This is a genomic window from uncultured Mailhella sp., from assembly GCF_963931295.1.
In the GTDB taxonomy this organism is placed as follows: Bacteria; Desulfobacterota; Desulfovibrionia; order Desulfovibrionales; family Desulfovibrionaceae; genus Mailhella.
In genome coordinates this window covers 1,574,642-1,591,994 of record NZ_OZ007001.1, presented here as the reverse complement: position 1 = coordinate 1,591,994, position 17,353 = coordinate 1,574,642, and the positions used below count along the sequence as shown (strand labels likewise).

The window sequence follows — 17,353 nt, the reverse complement described above, 5'->3', positions numbered from 1 at the left end:
CGAGAGTCCGGCCACCTGCGGCGCAGCTTTTCCGGCAAGGCGGTCGAGTCCGGCCTTGACCATGAAAAAGGCCGACCCCGTTGTGGGATCGGCCTTGATGAAGCGGATGTCGTCGGACGGCGTCGGCGTTTTTTGCCGAGGCTCGCCGGGGAAGCGCGGCGTCAGTTCTGCGCCACGCCCCAGTCGTGCCCCTTTTCCGGATCCAGCTGCCAGACGTTCCTGTGCAGTTCGTTCAAGAGGCGAGGATCCATGAGCAGCGCCGACTTCTCCTGCTTGGAAAGGCCGCGCGGCCCGGTTTCCAGAGCCTTGGCCAGCAGGGCGCGGCGCATCTTTTCGCGCTCTTCGCCGATGGGACGTTCCCACTTGCGGCGACGGATGAGGGCGATGTGCAGCGCGTGCACGCGGGGAATGACCACGGCGCGCGTGAAGCCCTTGTCGCGCGCGATGGTGAAGGGCGAATAGCGGTCGGGGCGTTCGAGTTCCCTGTGCATGTCGGCCTGTTCGGGCTCGGCCTTGAGTTCGGACGAGGTGATGAAGAGGCCCATGCGTTTGGCGGCCAGGCCCCAGCTCACGCGGCTGGTGAACACCGAAAGCGGAATGGAGAGCACGAGACCGACGGCGATGGGCGAGAACCAGATGAAGAAGCCCGGATTGATGAGCCACATGACGCCGCCCCACAAAAGGCCGATGAGCGTGCCCCACCAGTGGAAGCGGATGGCGTCGCTCCAGCTTGTGCCGGTGTCGCTGCGGTTCTGGGTGTTCCACGAAACCTTCCAGCCGAGCAGGGTGGTGACCACGAAGAAGCTGTGAAAGAGCATGCGCACGGGGGCGAGCAGCGTGGAAATGAGGACTTCGCCGAGCACGCTCATGCACATGCTGAAGGCTCCGCCGAAGTTTTTGGCGCCGCCTTTGCGCAGCGTGAGAATGATAGCGAAAATCTTGGGCATGAACAGCATGATGCAGGTGCTGACGAGCAGCAGCAGGGCCCATTTGGGATACCAGGTGGGCCACACGGGGAACAGCGTGGGGCCGTTCGGGAAGTAGGAGGGCGGAATGAAGGCTTCCGTCACGGCCTGAATGGAGCTGAACACCAGGAAGAACAGCCACAGCAGGGCCGAGGCGTAGGACATGATGCCGTTGATGAACAGCGCGCGATGCGTGGGGAAGATGCCGCCCGAGAAGATGAGACGGCTGTGCTGCAGGTTGCCCTGACACCAGCGGCGGTCGCGTATGAGTTCGTCGATGAGCGAAGGCGGACTTTCTTCCCAGGAGCCGTCGAGGTCGTAGGCCAGCCACACGCCGTAGCCTGCGCGCCGCATGAGGGCGGATTCCACGAAGTCGTGGCTCAGAATGTCGCCGGCGAGGGGACCGCGTCCGGGCAGGGTGGGAAGCTGACAGTGCTTGATGAATGGATCCACGCGTATGATGGCGTTGTGTCCCCAGTACTGGGCGTCGCCGAGCAGCCAGAAATGCAGGCCTGTGGCGAACACGGGGCCGTAGAGATGGTTCGCGAACTGCTGCACGCGGGCCACGAGGCTGTTCATGTTCACGGCGAGCGGCGGCGTCTGGATCATGCCCATTTCGGGATGCAGCTCCATGGACTTCACCATGCGCACCATGGTGCGGCCGCTCATGACGCTGTCGGCGTCGAACACGATCATGTACTTGTACTGCGCGCCCCAGCGGCGGCAGAAGTCGGCCACGTTGCCGCTCTTGCGCTTGGTGTTGTTGCGGCGGCGACGGTAGAAAATGTGGTTGAACACGTTTTCTCTCTGGCAGAATTCGTACCAGGCTTCCTCTTCGGCCACCCAGGAGTCGGGACTGGTGGAGTCGCTGAGAATGAAGATGTCGAACTTGTCGCTTTCGCCGGTCTGCACCAGGGAGTGCCAGGTGGCGGCAATGCCCGCCATGTATTTGCGGGTGTCCTCATTGTACACGGGGAAGAGAATGGCGGTGCGGGTCGTGTCGGGAATGTTCACGGCGTCGCATCCGCGCGTGGGAGTGAAGCGGTCCACCTTGTGGGAGAGCACCCAGCAGCCCGCCACGCACATCCAGAAGCCGATGGAAATCCATCCGAACAGAATGGCGAACAGCACGGCCGTCATGATTTTGACGGCTTCAATGCCCTGCTGCGGCAGAATGCTGTACATGAGGTACGCGCCGATGACGGCGGGCACGAGAATCAGCGTCATGAGCAGGGTGCGGCGGCGGCCCGCCACGCGTTCCCATTCCAGCTGCTGGCGCTGTCTGTCGGCGCTGTCCTTCCAGGATGCGCGCGCGGCCATGCCGGAGGGGCGGAAGATGCGAAACAGACGGCTCAGCGTTTTTTTGAAGATGCTCAGCCACGGCGTGCGGTCGAGTTCTTCGGCCAGCATGGAGCTGCGGGTCATGCCCGGGGCGGACACGAGATGCGGCGCTTCGTCGCCGGGAATGAGTTCACGGCCTTTTTCCGCCAGAATGGCGTGGAGGCAGGCGAGGGCCTCGTGGTAGCTCGGATGATCGGATTCGCAGCGTTTCAGGCTTTCCAGCGCGAGTTCCACGCTGGCCTTCGGCGAGAGGTTCAGCCCGCGCGCATAGAGCAGAATGCGGTCGCGGACCCGGAAATCCATATCCTGATAGGCGTTCATGCGAAGACCTTTTGAAGAGGTTGACGGAGGCAGGGCGGCAGGAAAATTTTCTCCCTGCGTTCGGCGCTCCGGGAACGGGCGCGTTCCGGCAGAGGCGGCTTACTGCTGCTGCAGCTGCCAGTCGTAGATCCAGGTTTCGGTCAGAGGATCGGGCAGGTTTTCGCCCTTCTTGAGCAGGGCGCGGAAGCGCAGCGTGACGGGCCCCTTGCGTGCGGCCATGAGGCTCTGAATGACGCCTTCTTCCTTGGGCAGACGCACGGTGAAGGTGAGCCGCCAGCCGCCCGTGGCCGGATTGCGCAGCAGTTTCTTTTCCAGCAGCGGAATGGGCTCGGGCGTTTCCACGATGCTCGAAAGGCCGGTATCCGCAGGGAGCGTGGCCAGTTCGCCGCCGGCGAAGTCCACATGGAAGGTCATGGTGTCGCCGTTGCGGGAAACGCGGGTGGAGGTGACCTGTCCGCGGTCGTGCTGCTGGGTCTGGGGCTGCATCCAGTAGAGCTTCCAGCTGTACATCTGCGTGTCTGGATAGCGCAGTTCCGCTTCCGGCTGATCGGGATTGTTTTTGTCGCGGGGCTTGTCGGGCGTCCAGAAGGCCACGATGTTGTCGTGCATTTCGTCTTCCGTGGGAATTTCCACCAGGTTCAGCGTGCCGGGGCCCCAGTCGCCCAGGGGTTCCACCCACAGGGAGGGACGGCGTTCATAGGCGGCTTCGATGTCCTGATAGCTCTTGAAGTCGCTGTCGCGCTGCAGAAGGCCGAAGCCGCGCGGATTCTGAAGCGGGAAGGTGTTCACGCTGAGGCGCTTGAAGTTGGCGAGCGGGCTCCAGAACCAGTGCTTGTCGCCGTTCACGAAGAGCAGGCCGTCGGAATTGTGGACTTCGGGCCGGTAGTCGCCGGGACGGCCGTTTTTCTCTTCACCGTAGAAGAACATGCTCGTGAGGGGAGCAAGGCCGATTTTCTGAAAGTTTTTGGCTCCCTTGCGGGTGAAGAGCGCGCATTTCACGTCCATGACCGTGGGAGATCCGGGCGTGATGATGAAGCGGTAGGCTCCGGCCATGCTTTCACTGTCCATGAGCGCGTAGATGGTGATGTCCCTGGCGTCGGCGGCGGGCTTCACGATCCAGAATTCCTTGAAGTAGGGGAACTCTTCGCCCTGCGCCGTGGCGGTGTCCAGGGCGAGGCCGCGGGAATAGATGCCGTAGTGCGTATCCGCAGCCAGCGCGCGGAAGTAGGACGCGCCGAGGAAAATGGCCACTTCGTCCTTGTATTCGGGCTTGTTCAGCGGATAATGCAGACGGAATCCGGCGAAGTTCATGTCCTTGGTCTGGGCGACCTGCCTGGCCAGGTCTTCGCTGCCGTACTGGAACAGCGAAGGATCAAAGGCCACGTCTTCCACGCCTTCGTCGTTGACGATGTGTACGCGCACCGTTCTGTCGTAGTACAGTCCGGGGTGGAAGAACTGCACCGTGAAGGGCAGATTATCCTCGGCCCAGAGCGCCTTTTCCGGCAGGTAGCGGATGCCGCTCCATTCGCCGTAATTGAGCTTGGTGAGAAATTCCGGCACGGGAGTGGTGGGAACGTACTTTGTTCCGGCCAGATCCTGCGCCTTGGCCTGCACGTCGGCAAAGGCGAAGGGCGCCGCGGCGCCGGCGGAAAGAGGAGCCGCAAAAAGAGCCGCAAGCAGGCAGAAAGAAAAAATCATGCGGTGAAACATAGGAAGTAACTCCCTGAGTATTGGGATTTGCTGTCCATGAATGAGTGTGGAGCCTGGAATGCAAAAGGAGCCGCGTGGACATGACCGCAGCGGCGGTCGGCTTGTCGGCATGAAGCTCGAATGTCTCAGCGGTTCCTCTCCTTCCTCCCTACTTAAAGCCGGAACGGCTCCATGTCCAGAGATTTTATCCCCTTGCGGCACGGGGAAGGCTAAGATAGGATGTCGCCCGGGCGGAACTTTCGCCCCTCGACGAACAGGAACTATGCGGGAACTTCTATGGATGCGTTGCTGGAACTGAAACGGGTGAGCCGGGAATTTGCCGTGCGGCGGGGCTTTTTCGATCCCCGTCCGGCAAGCGTGAAGGCCGTGAACGAGGTAAGCTTCCAGCTTTCCGCCGGAGAAACTCTGGGGCTTGTGGGAGAATCGGGCTGCGGCAAGTCCACGCTCGCCCGCATGGCCGTGGGGCTGCTTTCGCCCTCTTCCGGCGAGGTTCTGCTTTCGGGGCGGCCCATCGGAGCGTGGTCGCCTCTTGAGCGCGCAAGCCGCATTCAGATGATCTTTCAGGATCCGTTTTCCTCGCTCGATCCGCGCCAGAGCGTGGGATCCAGCATTGCCGAACCGCTGCGCCTCGCCGCGCAGGCCGCCGGACGGCCGCTGTCGCGGGCCGAATGGCGGGAAAAGGTGCAGGAGATTCTTGTGCATGTGGGGCTTCAGCCCGAGCACATCGACAGGTATCCGCACGAGTTTTCCGGCGGACAGCGTCAGCGCGTGGCCGTGGCCAGAGCCATTGTGGCGCGGCCCGGCGCGGTGGTGTGCGACGAGCCCGTTTCCGCCCTTGACGCTTCGGTGCAGGCGCAGGTGCTGAATCTTTTGAAGGACATGCAGCAGAACATGGGCCTCGGCTACCTGTTCATTTCCCACGACCTCGGCGTCATCGGCTTCATGAGCGACCGTGTGGCCGTCATGTACCTCGGGCGTCTTGTGGAAATGGCTTCCTGCGACGAACTTTTTTCCCATGCCGCGCATCCCTACACGGAAGCGCTCATGGCCGCCGCGCCGTCGCGGGATCCGTCCCGCCGCGGCCGGGGCGCGATTCTTTCCGGAGAAATGCCGAGTCCGCTTTCTCCGCCTGCCGGATGCGCCTTCCATCCCCGCTGCCCGCACGCAAGACCGCAGTGCCGGGAAGAAGAGCCTCCGCTTGTTGCCGTCAACCAAGGGCATGCCGTGCGCTGCCACTTCCCCCTGTGAGGACTGCATGATCATTCTTGACAAACAGTACGTGTCCCGGGAACTTCGGGATTATCTTGTTGAAAGCCGCACGCCCGTGCTCCGCAACGAAGCCGCGCTGGCCGCCGCGCCCGAAGGGGCGTTCCGTCTCGTTTCCGACGAAGAGGCCGACGCGCTGCTCGCGCAGGGCGACCGCATCTACACCACCTGCGAAAATTCCCTTTCGTGGGTGCTGAAGCATTCGCCCGACAAAGGGCTGCAGAAGGGCATAGCCCTGTGCAAGGACAAGGCTGCCTTCCGCCGCATGCTCGCGAAAATCTATCCCGATTTCATGTTCCGCGAAGTCGAGACGGCCGATCTCGACAAGATCGACTTCAGCGAACTGAAGACGCCCTTCATCCTCAAGCCTTCCGTGGGCTTTTTCAGCGTGGGCGTGTACACCATCTTCAGCGAGGACGACTGGAAGAAGGCGCTGGAAGACATCCGTCTGCACTCCGACGACTGGAAGAAGCACTACGATGAAAGCGTGGTGGCGAGCAGCCGTTTTATCCTTGAGCAGTACATCGGCGGCGAGGAATACGCGGTCGATTTCTACTACGACGACGAAGGCCGGGCCGTCATCGTGAACATCTTCCATCACGAATTCGCTTCGGCGGACGACGTGAGCGACAGACTGTACTGCTCCGGCGCGTCCATCATCCGTGAGCATCTTGAGCCGTTCACTGAGTTCTTCAACCGCATGAATGAGGAAATGGGCGCGCGCAATCTGCCCATTCATCTGGAATTGCGTGTGGACAACGGCCGCATCATCCCCATCGAGGCCAATCCGCTGCGCTTTGCGGGCTGGTGCCTCACCGATCTTTCTCTGCACGCCTACGGCTTCCGCACCTACGACTATTTCCTGCGGAACGTTCGTCCCGACTGGGACAGCCTGCTGAAGGGCAAGGAAGACAAGATCTATTCCTTCATCGTGCTGAATCCGCCGGCGAGCCTCAAGCCTTCCGACGTGTTCAACTACGACAGGCTCCGCGCCTCCTTCCGCAACGTGATGGAACTGCGTCCCATCGACTATCATGCCGGTCCGGTGTTCGGCTTCCTGTTCACTGAGACGCTGGCTTCCGACCGTGCGGAACTGGATCACATTCTGCGCAGCGATCTGACCGAGTATCTCGACTGATTGCGGCAAACGCGAATGAAAGGGCGGCTTCCCCACGGAGGCCGCTCTTTTTTTGCGCCTGCGATGTTGTGTTTTTTAGGGGCGAAAGAGAGGGAAGTTGCGGCGCGCGTGCGCACGCTCAGAAGGCGGAGCGGCCCGGCGGGCAAGGCGCAGGAAGGAACAGCCGCGACTCGTGATCGAGAACGCCGCGAGGCTTGGGAGACGTGGAGCGTCGGGCGGCGAGGGGGGCGGCGCGGCGGAGGAGCGAGGAGCGGCAGAAGTTCAGAGTCGAGGTCCACGCGCGACGTTGCAGCCTTGACGGCGCACCTCGATACGCGGGCGTTCAGGCTGGCTGCGGGTGGCCGGAGGTCGCGCGGAAGACGGCGCATCCCGTCGGCCGGAGTCTCTCGCGTTCGTTTTCCCCCTGCAGTTTCGGCATAAAAAATCCTCCGCCTTCCCGGAGGAAAGCGGAGGAAAAAGCGCTGCGGGCGCGGCGGCGCTACACGATGCCGTGTTCGCCGGGGCGTTCGTAGTCGTCCTTCTGCTTCGTCTTGGAGTGGTAGAGATCCACGTCGCCGAAGGCGATGAGGATGGGCGAGGCCACGAAGATGGAGGAGAATGTGCCGAACACGATGCCGAGCGTGATGGTCAGGGCGAAGTCGTGAATGACGTTGCCGCCGAGCAGGTACAGGGCCAGGCTGGCCACCAGCGTGGTGGCGGAGGTCATGATGGTGCGCGAGAGCGTCTGGTTCACGGACTTGTTGATGATCTGCCCCATGGTGGGCTTCGGATGGGCGTCTGCGGGCACGGCGCGCAGGTTTTCACGGATGCGGTCGTACACGACGATGGTGTCGTTGATGGAGTAGCCCACGAGGGTGAGCAGAGCCGCAATGACGTTGAGGTCTATTTCCACGCCGAGCAGGGTGAGCAGGCCGAGCGTGACGATCACGTCGTGAATGAGGGCCAGAATGGCGCCCAGGGCAAAGTTGAGCTTGAGCTTCCAGCAGCAGAGAAGCGTGATGATCATGCCGATGGCCACGCCCCACAGCCGGTTGAAGTCGAGGTAGGAAGCGCCGTACACGGCGGCGCAGAGCACGATGGCCATGGCTCCGGCCATGAACCAGCTGTATTCAAAGCGGCCGGAGATGTACACGGTGATGAGCAGCACGGCGTAGAACAGTGCTTCGATGGCCATGTTGCGCAGATCGTTGCCCACCTTGGGGCCCACGGATTCCAGGCGCTGGATGGTGGAGGGGTTGTCGGGAATGCTGGACTTCAGCGCGGAGGACACCTGCTCGCGCAGATCCTGATTTTCCGCCGTGGGCATGGAGAAGCGCAGCAGATAGTCGCGGTCTTCGGTATCGACCTGCTGCACGGTGAGGCCGGGCAGATCGACGTCCTTCAGGGCGGTTTTCACCTGTTCGTCGGGAATGGGCTGGGCGAATTCAATCTGCACCATGACGCCGCCGGCGAAGTCCACGCCGTAGCGCAGACCGCCGTTCCAGAAGATGGCGATCAGGCCGAGAATGATGAAGAAGCCGGAGATGCTGTAGGCTATGCGGCGGAAGCCGACAAAGTCGATGTTGGTCTGACGGGAAAGAAGTGCGAATGCCATGGAACGGACCTCTTTGTCCTAAATGCTGATTTTCTGACTGGCGGAGCGGGCGACCCACGATTCAAACACGGCGCGGGAAACGAACACGGCCGTGAACATGGAGGCCAGAATGCCCAGCGACAGCGTGACGGCGAAGCCGCGGACGGGGCCCGTGCCGAACTGGTACAGAATGGCCGCGGTGATGAGCGTAGTCAGGTTCGAGTCGATGATGGAGATGCTGGCCCGGCTGAAACCGGCCCTGACGGCTTCCATGGCGGACATGCCCGCCTTGAGCTCTTCTCTGATGCGCTCGAAGATGAGCACGTTGGCGTCCACCGACATGCCGATGGTGAGCACGATGCCCGCAATGCCGGGCAGGGTGAGGGTGGCGCCGAAGAGGGTCATGCCGGCGAGCAGAATGGTGATGGTGAAGCAGAGCATGACGTCGGCGATGAGGCCGGAGAGCCCGTAGTAGAGGGGCATGACGAGCACCACGGCGGCCGCGCCCACGAGGGAGGCCTTGATGCCGCTGTTGATGGATTCCTTGCCGAGGGAGGGGCCCACGGTGCGCTCTTCGAGCACGGACACGGGGGTGGGCAGGGAGCCTGCGCGCAGCACGATGGCGAGATCCTGCGCCTCTTCGGTGGTGAAGTTGCCGGTGATGGAGGCCTTGCCGCCGGCGATGCGGTCCTGAATGACGGGCGCGGAATAGACCTTGCCGTCGAGCACGATGGCCATGCGCTTCTTGATGTGTTCGCCGGTGATGCGTTCAAAGTTGCTGGCACCGCGGTTGTTGAATTCCAGGGCCACGTAGGACTGGCCGAATTCGTTGAAGGCGGGGCGGGCGTTGGTGATGTCCTCGCCGCCCATGAGGGCTTCGGTGTCGAGGATGATGGTGCTCTCGGTCTGCGAACCGTACTGACCCTTCACGATGAGCGGATAGCGGGCCGTGCCGGCGGGCAGCATGATGGACGTGGGATCCACGTCGTCGCGCACGATGTGGAATTCCAGATGGGCGGTCTGGCCGATGATCTGGATGGCGCGTTCGGCGTCGGTCATGCCGGGCAGCTGCACCTGCACCTGATTGTCCGACTGCTTGCGGATGTCGGGTTCGGCCACGCCGAACTGGTCGATGCGGTTGCGTATGGTGCGCACGACCTGTTCCATGGTCATGTCTTCCGTCTGCTTGCGGGCGGCGGGAGAGAGTTCAAAGACATAGACGCGGCCAGCGGCGGAAGTGTCGGAGCTGACCTGCTGCAGATTGGGGAACCACTTGCCCATCATGGACTCGAAGGCTCCGGCCTGATCGGCGCGGGGCAGCGTGACTTCGAGAAGGCCGTCGGCGTTGAGCCGGGGCTTCATGACGGTGATTTTTTCCTGTTCGGCGCGGTCGCGGATGTCCTGTCCGTTGACGGACAGCGTATTCTGCACGGCCTTTTCCACATCCACGCCCAGGGTGAGATTCATGCCGCCCTTGAGGTCCAGGCCGAGACTGATGCGGTCCTGCATGAACGCGCCCAGAGGGGAGTTGCCGATGGCGGGAATGTTGGGCAGGGCGTACGCAAGCACCACGAGCAGCACGATGAGGGAGACGGCCAGGCGCAAACGCAGAGCTTTCATGGTTGTATCCTTGAAACACGATGACAAGGTCGGAAGACCTTAGTGAATGAATAGCACAAAGCTCCACGCCTCCCCGGAAGGAGGGGCGTGGAGTCGGAAGACTCGAAGGAACGGGCCTTACTTGTTTTCGGCGGGAGCGGCCGCTTCGGCGGTCTTGTTCACGGCCTTGGGATCGTAGGTGCCGCTCACGAAGCCGCGGGGCATGCGGACCTTGGTTTCGCCGAGATCGATGACGAGGATGTCGCCTTCCAGGTCGACGATGCGTCCGAGCAGGCCGCCGGAGGTGATGACGTAGGAGCCCTTGCCCAGGGATTCAAGCATGGCCTTGTGTTCCTTGTTGCGCTTCTGCTGAGGACGGATCAGCAGGAAGTAGAACACGGCGAACATGAGGATGAGGGGAACGAAAGAGGCGACGGCTCCCATGGGGCCGCTCTGAGCGGCGCCGCCCGCGTTGCCGGCGGCGTAGGCAATGGAAGTGAACATAGATTCTCCAGAATTGATTTTGCGGAAGGATGTCCGCGTCATTGACCACACCTTCTTAACCTGTTGCGCCTTTTTACGCAATGGTTTAAGCGGCGGATGCCGTCTTCGGCGGGCATACTTTTTTCGTTGCGCCGCGTGGGGAAAGGGCTGGACATTCGCCACGAATGCGGGGACTATGCGGAAAAAACACGAAGTCCGGGCGATTCCCGGCGCAAGGAGCACATATGGCCGTTTTTGCCGATCCCGTGGAACAGGCCCGCCTGCAGTCGAAGGTGCTCATTGAGAGCCTTCCGTATCTGCGCGAATATCATGGAGAAACCGTGGTCATCAAATACGGCGGCCACGCCATGACCGAAGAGAGCCTCAAGCTGGCCTTCGCCCGCAACATAAGTCTGCTCAAGCTGGTGGGCATTCATCCCGTGGTGGTTCACGGCGGCGGCCCGCAGATCAATGAAATGCTGAGCAAGCTGGAGATCAAGTCGGAATTTCGGCAGGGGCACCGCGTGACCGACAAGGCCACCATGGACGTGGTGGAAATGGTGCTGGTCGGCTCCGTGAACAAGAGCGTGGTGAACCTCATCAACAAGACGGGCGCAAGAGCCGTGGGCCTTTCCGGCAAGGACGGCATGCTGCTTGAGGCCCGCAAGCTCGCCATGACCATCAGCCACGGCGAACAGCAGCCGCCGGAAATCATCGATCTCGGCAACGTGGGCGAAGTGACGGCCGTCAACGTGCAGCTTCTGCGCTCGCTCATCAAGGATGAATTCGTGCCCGTCATCGCGCCCGTGGGCGTGGATTCCGAGGGCAACACCTACAACATCAACGCGGACTCCGTGGCCGGAGCCGTGGCCGGCGCGCTCAAGGCCCGCCGCCTGCTCATGCTCACCGACGTGGCCGGCATTCTGGACAAGGAAGGAAAGCTCATCGAGCACATCGACACGGCCGACGCGCATCGTCTGCTGGAAGACGGCACCCTGAGCGGCGGCATGATTCCCAAGATCAACTGCTGCCTCGACGCGCTGGCCAGGGGCGTGGACAAGGTGACCATCGTGGACGGCCGCGTGGAAAACTGTCTGCTTCTGGAACTGCTCACCGATCAGGGCATCGGCACCGAAATCGTGAAGTAGCAGGGGCGTCCGCAAAAAAGGACGGGGCGGCTTCGGCCGCCCTTTTTTTGTGCGCGTCTTCCGGGAAATTCCGGCAGAGGCGCGCCCGGACTTCACTGCTGCTTGTTTATTTTCTTTACTTTTTTGACGAAGGTTCGGCCGTTCCAGAGGTAATACACGGCGTTGTCCGGGTTGAGCGCGCAGGGCACGCCGTCGGAGGCGAAGGAGGGCAGCACTTCGAGGCCACTGTCGAACACGCAGTAGGTGCAGCTTGAGGAAAGACGCCCCGGCAGGTCGCGCTCGGGCCGGAAAAAGTCATCGACGGGAGGCTCCGGGGGCAGCGGCAGGGGCGCGGCGTGGCCTTTGGCGCTGATGTACCACAGTTCGGAAATGCACACGCCGTCGTCGTCTTCGGTGCGGAAGGCCGCCACGGCTCCGCGTTCGGAGCGGAACAGGCGCAGGCACACGTCGGGAAAGCCGTCCGCGGAGGAGAAGCGCAGGGCGTCCGGGCTGTCTTCGGCAATGCTCCAGTGGGCGTTCACGCCCTGATCGGCCAGCAGCTCCCTTTCGTCTTCGGTCAGAGGCGCGCGCGTATTTTCAAATATTTCGGTGGGAATGAGGGCAAATGCCTGGCGCGCGCTCAGCGGCGCGGCGTGGCGCGGAGCCGCACCGAGAGCAAGGGAAGGCAGCATCAGCAGTATCGTGAGAAGAACAGCCGTTGTGCGCATGGTTTCAGTCCGCAGGCAGAAAGGCCGCATCGGCAAGATGCGGCCTTTCCGGAAAAAGAGCGGCGCGGACGCCTGAGACGCCCGCGCAGTGATGAGATTACTTGCGATGGTGCTGGCAGTGGCTGGGCACCTGAGCCGCGGGATTGCCTTCGCGCATCATGCGCACGGCGCAGAAGTTGCCGCACATGGCGCAGGCTTCTTCATTCTTGTGCGGTTCGCGGCGCTTGTCCATGAGTTCCGGATCAATGGCGGCTTCGCGCATGGCGTCCCAGTCGAGTTCCATGCGGGCCTTGGACATCTTGGCTTCGCGGGCCCTGGCGCGGGGCGTGCCTAGCGCGTTTTCACCGGCCTGCGCCGCCACGCGGGAGGCCATCACGCCCTGCTTCACGTCGTCTTCGTCGGGCAGGGTGAGGTGCTCGGCGGGCGTGAGGTAGCAGAGGAAGTCCACGCCGGCCTTCACGGCAAGCGCGCCGCCGATGGCTCCGGCAATGTGATCGTAGCCGGGCGTGGTGTCGGTCACGAGCGGTCCGAGCACGTAGAGAGGCGCGCCGTGGGTGAGCTTCTTGATGCTGAGAATCTGCGCTTCCACTTCGTTCAGGCTCACGTGGCCGGGGCCTTCGATCATGCACTGCACGCCCTTTTCCAGACCGCGCCTGGCCAGCTGGCCGAGCATGATGACTTCCATCCACTGGGCGGCGTCGCCGGAATCGCTGTTCGCTCCGGGGCGCAGGCCGTCGCCGAGAGACAGCGTGACGTTGTAGCGCAGCGCGATGTCGAGCAGACGGTCGAAGTCGGTGAGCAGGGGATTTTCCTTGTCGTTGCGCAGCATCCAGCGGGAGAGAATGCTGCCGCCGCGGGACACGATGCCCAGAACGCGGCCGCCCTTGGCGCCCCATTCCGCGCCCTGACGGGTGAGGCCGCAGTGCAGGGTCATGAAGTCCACGCCCTGTTCGGCCTGCTTTTCCACGTCCGCGAAGATGACTTCGGGATCAATGGTGGCCGGGTCTTCGCCGCGGTCGATGTAGATCTGGGCCACGCCGTACATGGGAACCGTGCCGAGAGGCGCGGGGCAGGCTTCCAGCATCTGACGGCGGATGTCGTCGAGATCGCCCGCAATGGACAGATCCATGACGGTGTCGGCTCCGGCGTCCAGGGCTATCTTGAGCTTGCGCATTTCGCCCTTCACGCTGCAGTGGAAGGGAGAGGTGCCGATGTTGGCGTTGACCTTCACTCTGGAGGGCTGACCTACCAGAATGGGACGAACGTCCTTGTGGTTGGGGTTGCCCAGCAGCACCATGGTGCCTGCTTCGATGGCGGAACGGATTTCTTCTTCCGTCAGTCCTTCTTCTTCGCACAGGCGGGCCTTGTGCTGTTCAAAGAGGGTCGCCAGCGCCTGGTTCTTCTCAAAAATGGACATGCTGCCTCCTTCTGAGGAGTCCGGTCTTCATGGGCGGGAAGCTCCCGCCCGTTGTCGCGCGTTCGCGCGAAGGTATGCGGTGTGACGTGCCCGGGCCGGACGCGTTCTGCGATCCCGGGCCGGGCGCAACCGGGCCCTTCTCCGGGCGTTTCGCTCCGCAGAGCGCGGAGCCGGAAGGCGCGGGAGAAGGCCCGTCGATTACTGCTTCTTTTCTATCTTCGCCCAGGAGTCCTTGAGCGTCACGGTGCGGTTGAACACGGGGTGTTCGGGCGTGCCGTCGGGATCGGCGCAGAAATAGCCCACGCGCTCGAACTGCACGTGGCTGCCTGCGGGCATCGTGGCGAGATAGGGTTCCGCCATGGCCGTGACGATCTTTTCGGAATCGGGGTTGAAGTAGTCGAGGAAGGTCTTGCCTTCTTCGATGTCGCTGTCGCTTTCGGTGGTGAACATCTGCTCGTAGAGGCGCACTTCCGTGGGAACGGCGTGACGGGCGCTCACCCAGTGCAGCGTGCCCTTGACCTTGCGGCCGTCGGGGCTGGAGCCGCCGCGGGAGGAAGGATCGTGGGTGCAGTGCAGTTCCACGATGTTGCCGTCTGCGTCCTTCACGACTTCCTGACAGGTGATGTAGTAGGCGTAGCGCAGGCGCACTTCCGCGCCGGGAGCGAGACGGAAGTACTTCTTGGGCGGATCTTCGCGGAAGTCGTCGCGGTCGATGTAGATTTCGCGGCAGAAGGGAACCTTGCGGCTGCCGAAGGACGCGTCTTCGGGATGCAGCGGCTGATCGAATTCCTCCACCTGATCTTCGGGGTAGTCGGTGATGACCACCTTGAGCGGATTGAGCACGGCCATGCAGCGCGGAGCCACGGCGTTCAGATGTTCGCGGCAGCAGAATTCGAGCAGGCTGTAGTGAACCACGGAATCGGCGCTGCGGGCGATGCCGATGCGCGAGCAGAAGTCGCGGATGGATTCGGGAGTGTAGCCGCGGCGGCGCAGACCGGAGATGGTGGGCATGCGGGGATCGTCCCAGCCGCGCACGTAGTGTTCCTTCACGAGCTGGATGAGCTTGCGCTTGGAGAGCACGGTGTAGGTGAGCTGCAGACGGGCGAATTCGATCTGCTGGGAATGATAGACGCCCAGCGTGTCGAGCACCCAGTCGTAGAGTTCGCGGTTGTTGTCGAATTCCAGGGTGCAGATGGAGTGGGTGATGCCTTCGATGGAATCGGAGAGGCAGTGGGTGAAGTCGTACATCGGGTAGATGCACCACTTGTCGCCGGTGCGGTGATGGGTGGCGTGACGGATGCGGTAGATGGTGGGATCGCGCATGATGACGTTGGGAGACGCCATGTCGATCTTGGCGCGGAGCACGTATCTGCCGTCTTCAAATTCGCCGGCCTTCATGCGGCGGAACAGGTCGAGGCTTTCCTCGGCGGGGCGGTCGCGCCACGGGCTGGGGGTGCCGGGCCTGGTGAGGGTGCCGCGGTATTCGCGGATTTCGTCGGCGGAAAGTTCGTCCACGTAGGCCTTGCCCATCATGATGAGCTTTTCGGCGTATTCGTAGAGCTGATCAAAGTAGTCCGAGGCGTAGTGGACGTCGCCCGCCCACTGGAATCCGAGCCACTGCACGTCCTTCTGGATGGAATCGACGTATTCGGTGTCTTCCTTCACGGGGTTGGTGTCGTCGAAGCGCAGGTTGCACAGGCCGCCGTATTCCTTGGCCAGTCCGAAGTTGATGCAGATGGACTTGGCGTGGCCGATATGCAGATAGCCGTTGGGTTCGGGAGGAAAGCGGGTGTGTACGCGTCCGCCGAAACGGCCGGTAAGATTATCCTGATTGATGCGGGCGCGGAGAAAATCGACGCCCTGGGGACGTTCCGCTTCAGGGGCGGGGGTGTTCTGGCTCATGGAGGCCTCATGTCGTTTGGCTGCTGCGCGTTCAGGGCGCGCGAAACAGCGGTGGAGCGATGCGCCCTCGCCTCGCGGCGGGGCGCATATCCTGAATGACTGACGGCTGAAAAGAATACCTTTGTCGCGGGGGAAGGTCAATTGACGAAGCGGGAGGCGTCCTGCCGGAAGGGGGGGGGAGGGCGTTTTCGTGGATGCGCATGGGCCCGGAAAAGCGCAATGCGGTGCGAGACAGCTCTGGAAGGCGCGTCGGAGTCCGCCGGATCGGGGAAAATGAGCAAAAAAAGCCGTCGCGAAGAACATTCGCGACGGCGAAAAGGGCGCTCGGCCGCAGCGGGGAGGAAGGGGCGCTGCGGCTTTGCCGAAGATTGCGTCAGGAAAGCGAAGCGCCGAGTTTCCTGGCCTGCTTCAGAGCTTCATGACCGCCGTTTTTGAGAATGTCGCCGAGCTGGAGCACGCCGCCGGCCAGAATGTCGCCGAGGTCGTGCCAGCCGAGCTGTTCAAGAAGGGTGTGATAGTAGTCGAGCACAGGCTTGCCGTTTTCGGGCGTGTTGCCTTCGGCCGCCATGAGCAGCACGCAGTTCTTGATGGGGTTGCGGTATTCGCTGTCGAGTTCCGCCACGGCGAAGAGGCGGTCAAAGGCGGCCTTGAGCTGGGAGGAAAAGCCCCAGTAGTACATGGGGGAGGCCAGCACCACGACGTCGGCTTCCCTGTAGGCGGGGTAGATGAGGGCCATGTCGTCCTTCTGCACGCAGGGGCTCTGCGGATCCTTGCCGCCTTTCATGCAGCCGAGACAGCCGTGTATGTTCATGGTCTGAAGGTCAAATCTCGTCACATGGTTTCCCGCGGCCTCGGCGCCCTCGACGAAGGCGTCGCAAAGGGTTGCGGTGTTGCCGTGCTTTCTGGGGCTGCCGTTGAGAATAACAATGTTCTTGCTCATGCGAGATCTCCTCATGCGTTGATGTGTCTAAATATGTATCGAACGATATAAAAATAGTCAACATATTTTTATTGAACGTTATATAAATATATAAGTGCTCGTAATTTATTATTTTAATAATGAGAAGGCAGTTGTTTGAGCGTGGGTGCGGGTTTCAGCCGCTTATGCCACTTGGGCAGCATGCGCACGGCGTAGGAGGCGGCGTTGCTGAGTTCTTCCGCGTTCAGGCCGTCCCTGGCCTGGAGGGACATGCCTTCAAGAAAGGTGTTGAAGGCTCCGGCCAGCGCTTCGACATGCGTGTCTTCGGGAAGCTGGCCTTCGAGCACGGCCTGCCGGATTTTTTCGGCGAACATGTTTTTTGTGTCGAGGCGCATCTGACGCAGCGTGCGTATGACGTTCTGCTCGCTTTCGGAAATGTTGACCGCCGCAAGCACGACCATGCAGCCGCAGGGGGTGTCGGGGGAGCGCAGAATGCCTGCGGCCTCGATGAAGAAGTTGTTCACGGCCCGGTAGAAGTCCTTTTCCTCCATGAATCTGCGGGAAGGGGCGGCCCAGTAGCGCTGCTCGTAATAGGTTACGGCTTCCAGAAACAGGGCGGACTTGTTTCCGAACGCGGCGTAGAGACTGGGCGCGTTGATGCCCATGGCCGAGCACAGCTCGGAAACGGAAGCCGGGCCGTAGCCGCGTTGCCAGAAGACTTCGAGGGCCTTGAGAAGGGCCGTGTTCCTGTCGAAATTGCGGGGGCGGCCCTTGCCGCGCGCTGCCGGAGTGCTGGATGTCGCCGTCATGGAAGGATCTCCCTCGAACGGAAGGTTGCCTGAGCGTGCAGGAAAAAGACGCCGT

The 17,353-nt window shown here is 62.1% G+C and carries 13 protein-coding genes; 3 read left to right on the top strand and 10 right to left on the bottom strand.

Annotated features, from left to right (window positions below):
• Window positions 1-161: 161 nt before the first annotated feature.
• Both mdoH and ABGT79_RS06535 read right to left on the bottom strand, forming a co-directional pair.
• On the bottom strand, window positions 162-2,627 hold the full coding sequence (gene mdoH / locus ABGT79_RS06540; protein WP_346665526.1) for a glucans biosynthesis glucosyltransferase MdoH: 2,466 nt from the start codon (window positions 2,625-2,627) through the stop codon (window positions 162-164).
• A 99-nt stretch (window positions 2,628-2,726) separates the two neighbouring features.
• Complete coding sequence (locus ABGT79_RS06535; RefSeq protein WP_346665525.1) at window positions 2,727-4,325, bottom strand: glucan biosynthesis protein G; 1,599 nt, start codon at window positions 4,323-4,325, stop codon at window positions 2,727-2,729.
• A 288-nt stretch (window positions 4,326-4,613) separates the two neighbouring features.
• On the opposite strand from ABGT79_RS06535, the gene ABGT79_RS06530 reads away from it, so the two are divergent.
• On the top strand, window positions 4,614-5,585 hold the full coding sequence (locus tag ABGT79_RS06530; protein ID WP_346665524.1) for an oligopeptide/dipeptide ABC transporter ATP-binding protein: 972 nt from the start codon (window positions 4,614-4,616) through the stop codon (window positions 5,583-5,585).
• A 7-nt stretch (window positions 5,586-5,592) separates the two neighbouring features.
• On the top strand, window positions 5,593-6,741 hold the full coding sequence (locus ABGT79_RS06525; RefSeq protein WP_346665523.1) for an ATP-grasp domain-containing protein: 1,149 nt from the start codon (window positions 5,593-5,595) through the stop codon (window positions 6,739-6,741).
• 478 nt (window positions 6,742-7,219) lie between these two features.
• Here the strand turns inward: ABGT79_RS06525 and secF are convergent, their stop codons facing one another.
• The 3 genes from secF to yajC all read right to left on the bottom strand — a co-directional run bounded on the left by secF (window position 7,220) and on the right by yajC (window position 10,417).
• Window positions 7,220-8,335: a protein translocase subunit SecF gene (gene secF / locus ABGT79_RS06520; protein WP_346665522.1), complete on the bottom strand. Its 1,116-nt coding sequence runs from the start codon at window positions 8,333-8,335 to the stop codon at window positions 7,220-7,222.
• A gap of 18 nt (window positions 8,336-8,353) precedes the next feature.
• Complete coding sequence (gene secD, locus ABGT79_RS06515) at window positions 8,354-9,934, bottom strand: protein translocase subunit SecD (protein WP_346665521.1); 1,581 nt, start codon at window positions 9,932-9,934, stop codon at window positions 8,354-8,356.
• Window positions 9,935-10,051: 117 nt separating this feature from the next.
• Window positions 10,052-10,417, bottom strand: a complete 366-nt coding sequence (gene yajC, locus ABGT79_RS06510; protein WP_346665520.1) for a preprotein translocase subunit YajC — start codon at window positions 10,415-10,417, stop codon at window positions 10,052-10,054.
• 224 nt (window positions 10,418-10,641) lie between these two features.
• On the opposite strand from yajC, the gene argB reads away from it, so the two are divergent.
• Window positions 10,642-11,544: an acetylglutamate kinase gene (gene argB / locus ABGT79_RS06505; RefSeq protein WP_346665519.1), complete on the top strand. Its 903-nt coding sequence runs from the start codon at window positions 10,642-10,644 to the stop codon at window positions 11,542-11,544.
• Between the two features lie 92 nt (window positions 11,545-11,636).
• Here the strand turns inward: argB and ABGT79_RS06500 are convergent, their stop codons facing one another.
• The 5 genes from ABGT79_RS06500 to ABGT79_RS06480 all read right to left on the bottom strand — a co-directional run bounded on the left by ABGT79_RS06500 (window position 11,637) and on the right by ABGT79_RS06480 (window position 17,298).
• On the bottom strand, window positions 11,637-12,251 hold the full coding sequence (locus tag ABGT79_RS06500; RefSeq protein WP_346665518.1) for a hypothetical protein: 615 nt from the start codon (window positions 12,249-12,251) through the stop codon (window positions 11,637-11,639).
• A gap of 97 nt (window positions 12,252-12,348) precedes the next feature.
• The gene (thiC, locus tag ABGT79_RS06495) at window positions 12,349-13,668 is read right to left on the bottom strand and encodes a phosphomethylpyrimidine synthase ThiC (RefSeq protein WP_294484263.1); all 1,320 of its coding nucleotides are present in this window, start codon (window positions 13,666-13,668) and stop codon (window positions 12,349-12,351) included.
• A 198-nt stretch (window positions 13,669-13,866) separates the two neighbouring features.
• The gene (locus ABGT79_RS06490; protein ID WP_346665517.1) at window positions 13,867-15,570 is read right to left on the bottom strand and encodes a glutamine--tRNA ligase/YqeY domain fusion protein; all 1,704 of its coding nucleotides are present in this window, start codon (window positions 15,568-15,570) and stop codon (window positions 13,867-13,869) included.
• Between the two features lie 373 nt (window positions 15,571-15,943).
• Window positions 15,944-16,510 carry a flavodoxin family protein gene (locus tag ABGT79_RS06485; protein WP_346665516.1) on the bottom strand — a complete coding sequence of 189 codons (567 nt, stop codon included), beginning with the start codon at window positions 16,508-16,510 and terminating at the stop codon, window positions 15,944-15,946.
• Between the two features lie 113 nt (window positions 16,511-16,623).
• On the bottom strand, window positions 16,624-17,298 hold the full coding sequence (locus tag ABGT79_RS06480) for a TetR/AcrR family transcriptional regulator (protein ID WP_346665515.1): 675 nt from the start codon (window positions 17,296-17,298) through the stop codon (window positions 16,624-16,626).
• Between the last annotated feature and the right edge of the window lie 55 nt (window positions 17,299-17,353).

What these genes read in the sequence shown, in the direction of transcription:
- ABGT79_RS06525 (WP_346665523.1), top strand. Translation starts at nt 5,593, where the DNA reads ATGATCATTCTTGACAAACAGTACGTGTCCCGGGAACTTCGGGATTAT.
- ABGT79_RS06500 (WP_346665518.1), bottom strand. Translation starts at nt 12,251, where the DNA reads ATGCGCACAACGGCTGTTCTTCTCACGATACTGCTGATGCTGCCTTCC.
- ABGT79_RS06480 (WP_346665515.1), bottom strand. Translation starts at nt 17,298, where the DNA reads ATGACGGCGACATCCAGCACTCCGGCAGCGCGCGGCAAGGGCCGCCCC.
- secD (WP_346665521.1), bottom strand. Translation starts at nt 9,934, where the DNA reads ATGAAAGCTCTGCGTTTGCGCCTGGCCGTCTCCCTCATCGTGCTGCTC.
- argB (WP_346665519.1), top strand. Translation starts at nt 10,642, where the DNA reads ATGGCCGTTTTTGCCGATCCCGTGGAACAGGCCCGCCTGCAGTCGAAG.
- ABGT79_RS06535 (WP_346665525.1), bottom strand. Translation starts at nt 4,325, where the DNA reads ATGATTTTTTCTTTCTGCCTGCTTGCGGCTCTTTTTGCGGCTCCTCTT.
- ABGT79_RS06490 (WP_346665517.1), bottom strand. Translation starts at nt 15,570, where the DNA reads ATGAGCCAGAACACCCCCGCCCCTGAAGCGGAACGTCCCCAGGGCGTC.
- yajC (WP_346665520.1), bottom strand. Translation starts at nt 10,417, where the DNA reads ATGTTCACTTCCATTGCCTACGCCGCCGGCAACGCGGGCGGCGCCGCT.
- mdoH (WP_346665526.1), bottom strand. Translation starts at nt 2,627, where the DNA reads ATGAACGCCTATCAGGATATGGATTTCCGGGTCCGCGACCGCATTCTG.
- ABGT79_RS06485 (WP_346665516.1), bottom strand. Translation starts at nt 16,510, where the DNA reads ATGAGCAAGAACATTGTTATTCTCAACGGCAGCCCCAGAAAGCACGGC.
- secF (WP_346665522.1), bottom strand. Translation starts at nt 8,335, where the DNA reads ATGGCATTCGCACTTCTTTCCCGTCAGACCAACATCGACTTTGTCGGC.
- ABGT79_RS06530 (WP_346665524.1), top strand. Translation starts at nt 4,614, where the DNA reads ATGGATGCGTTGCTGGAACTGAAACGGGTGAGCCGGGAATTTGCCGTG.
- thiC (WP_294484263.1), bottom strand. Translation starts at nt 13,668, where the DNA reads ATGTCCATTTTTGAGAAGAACCAGGCGCTGGCGACCCTCTTTGAACAG.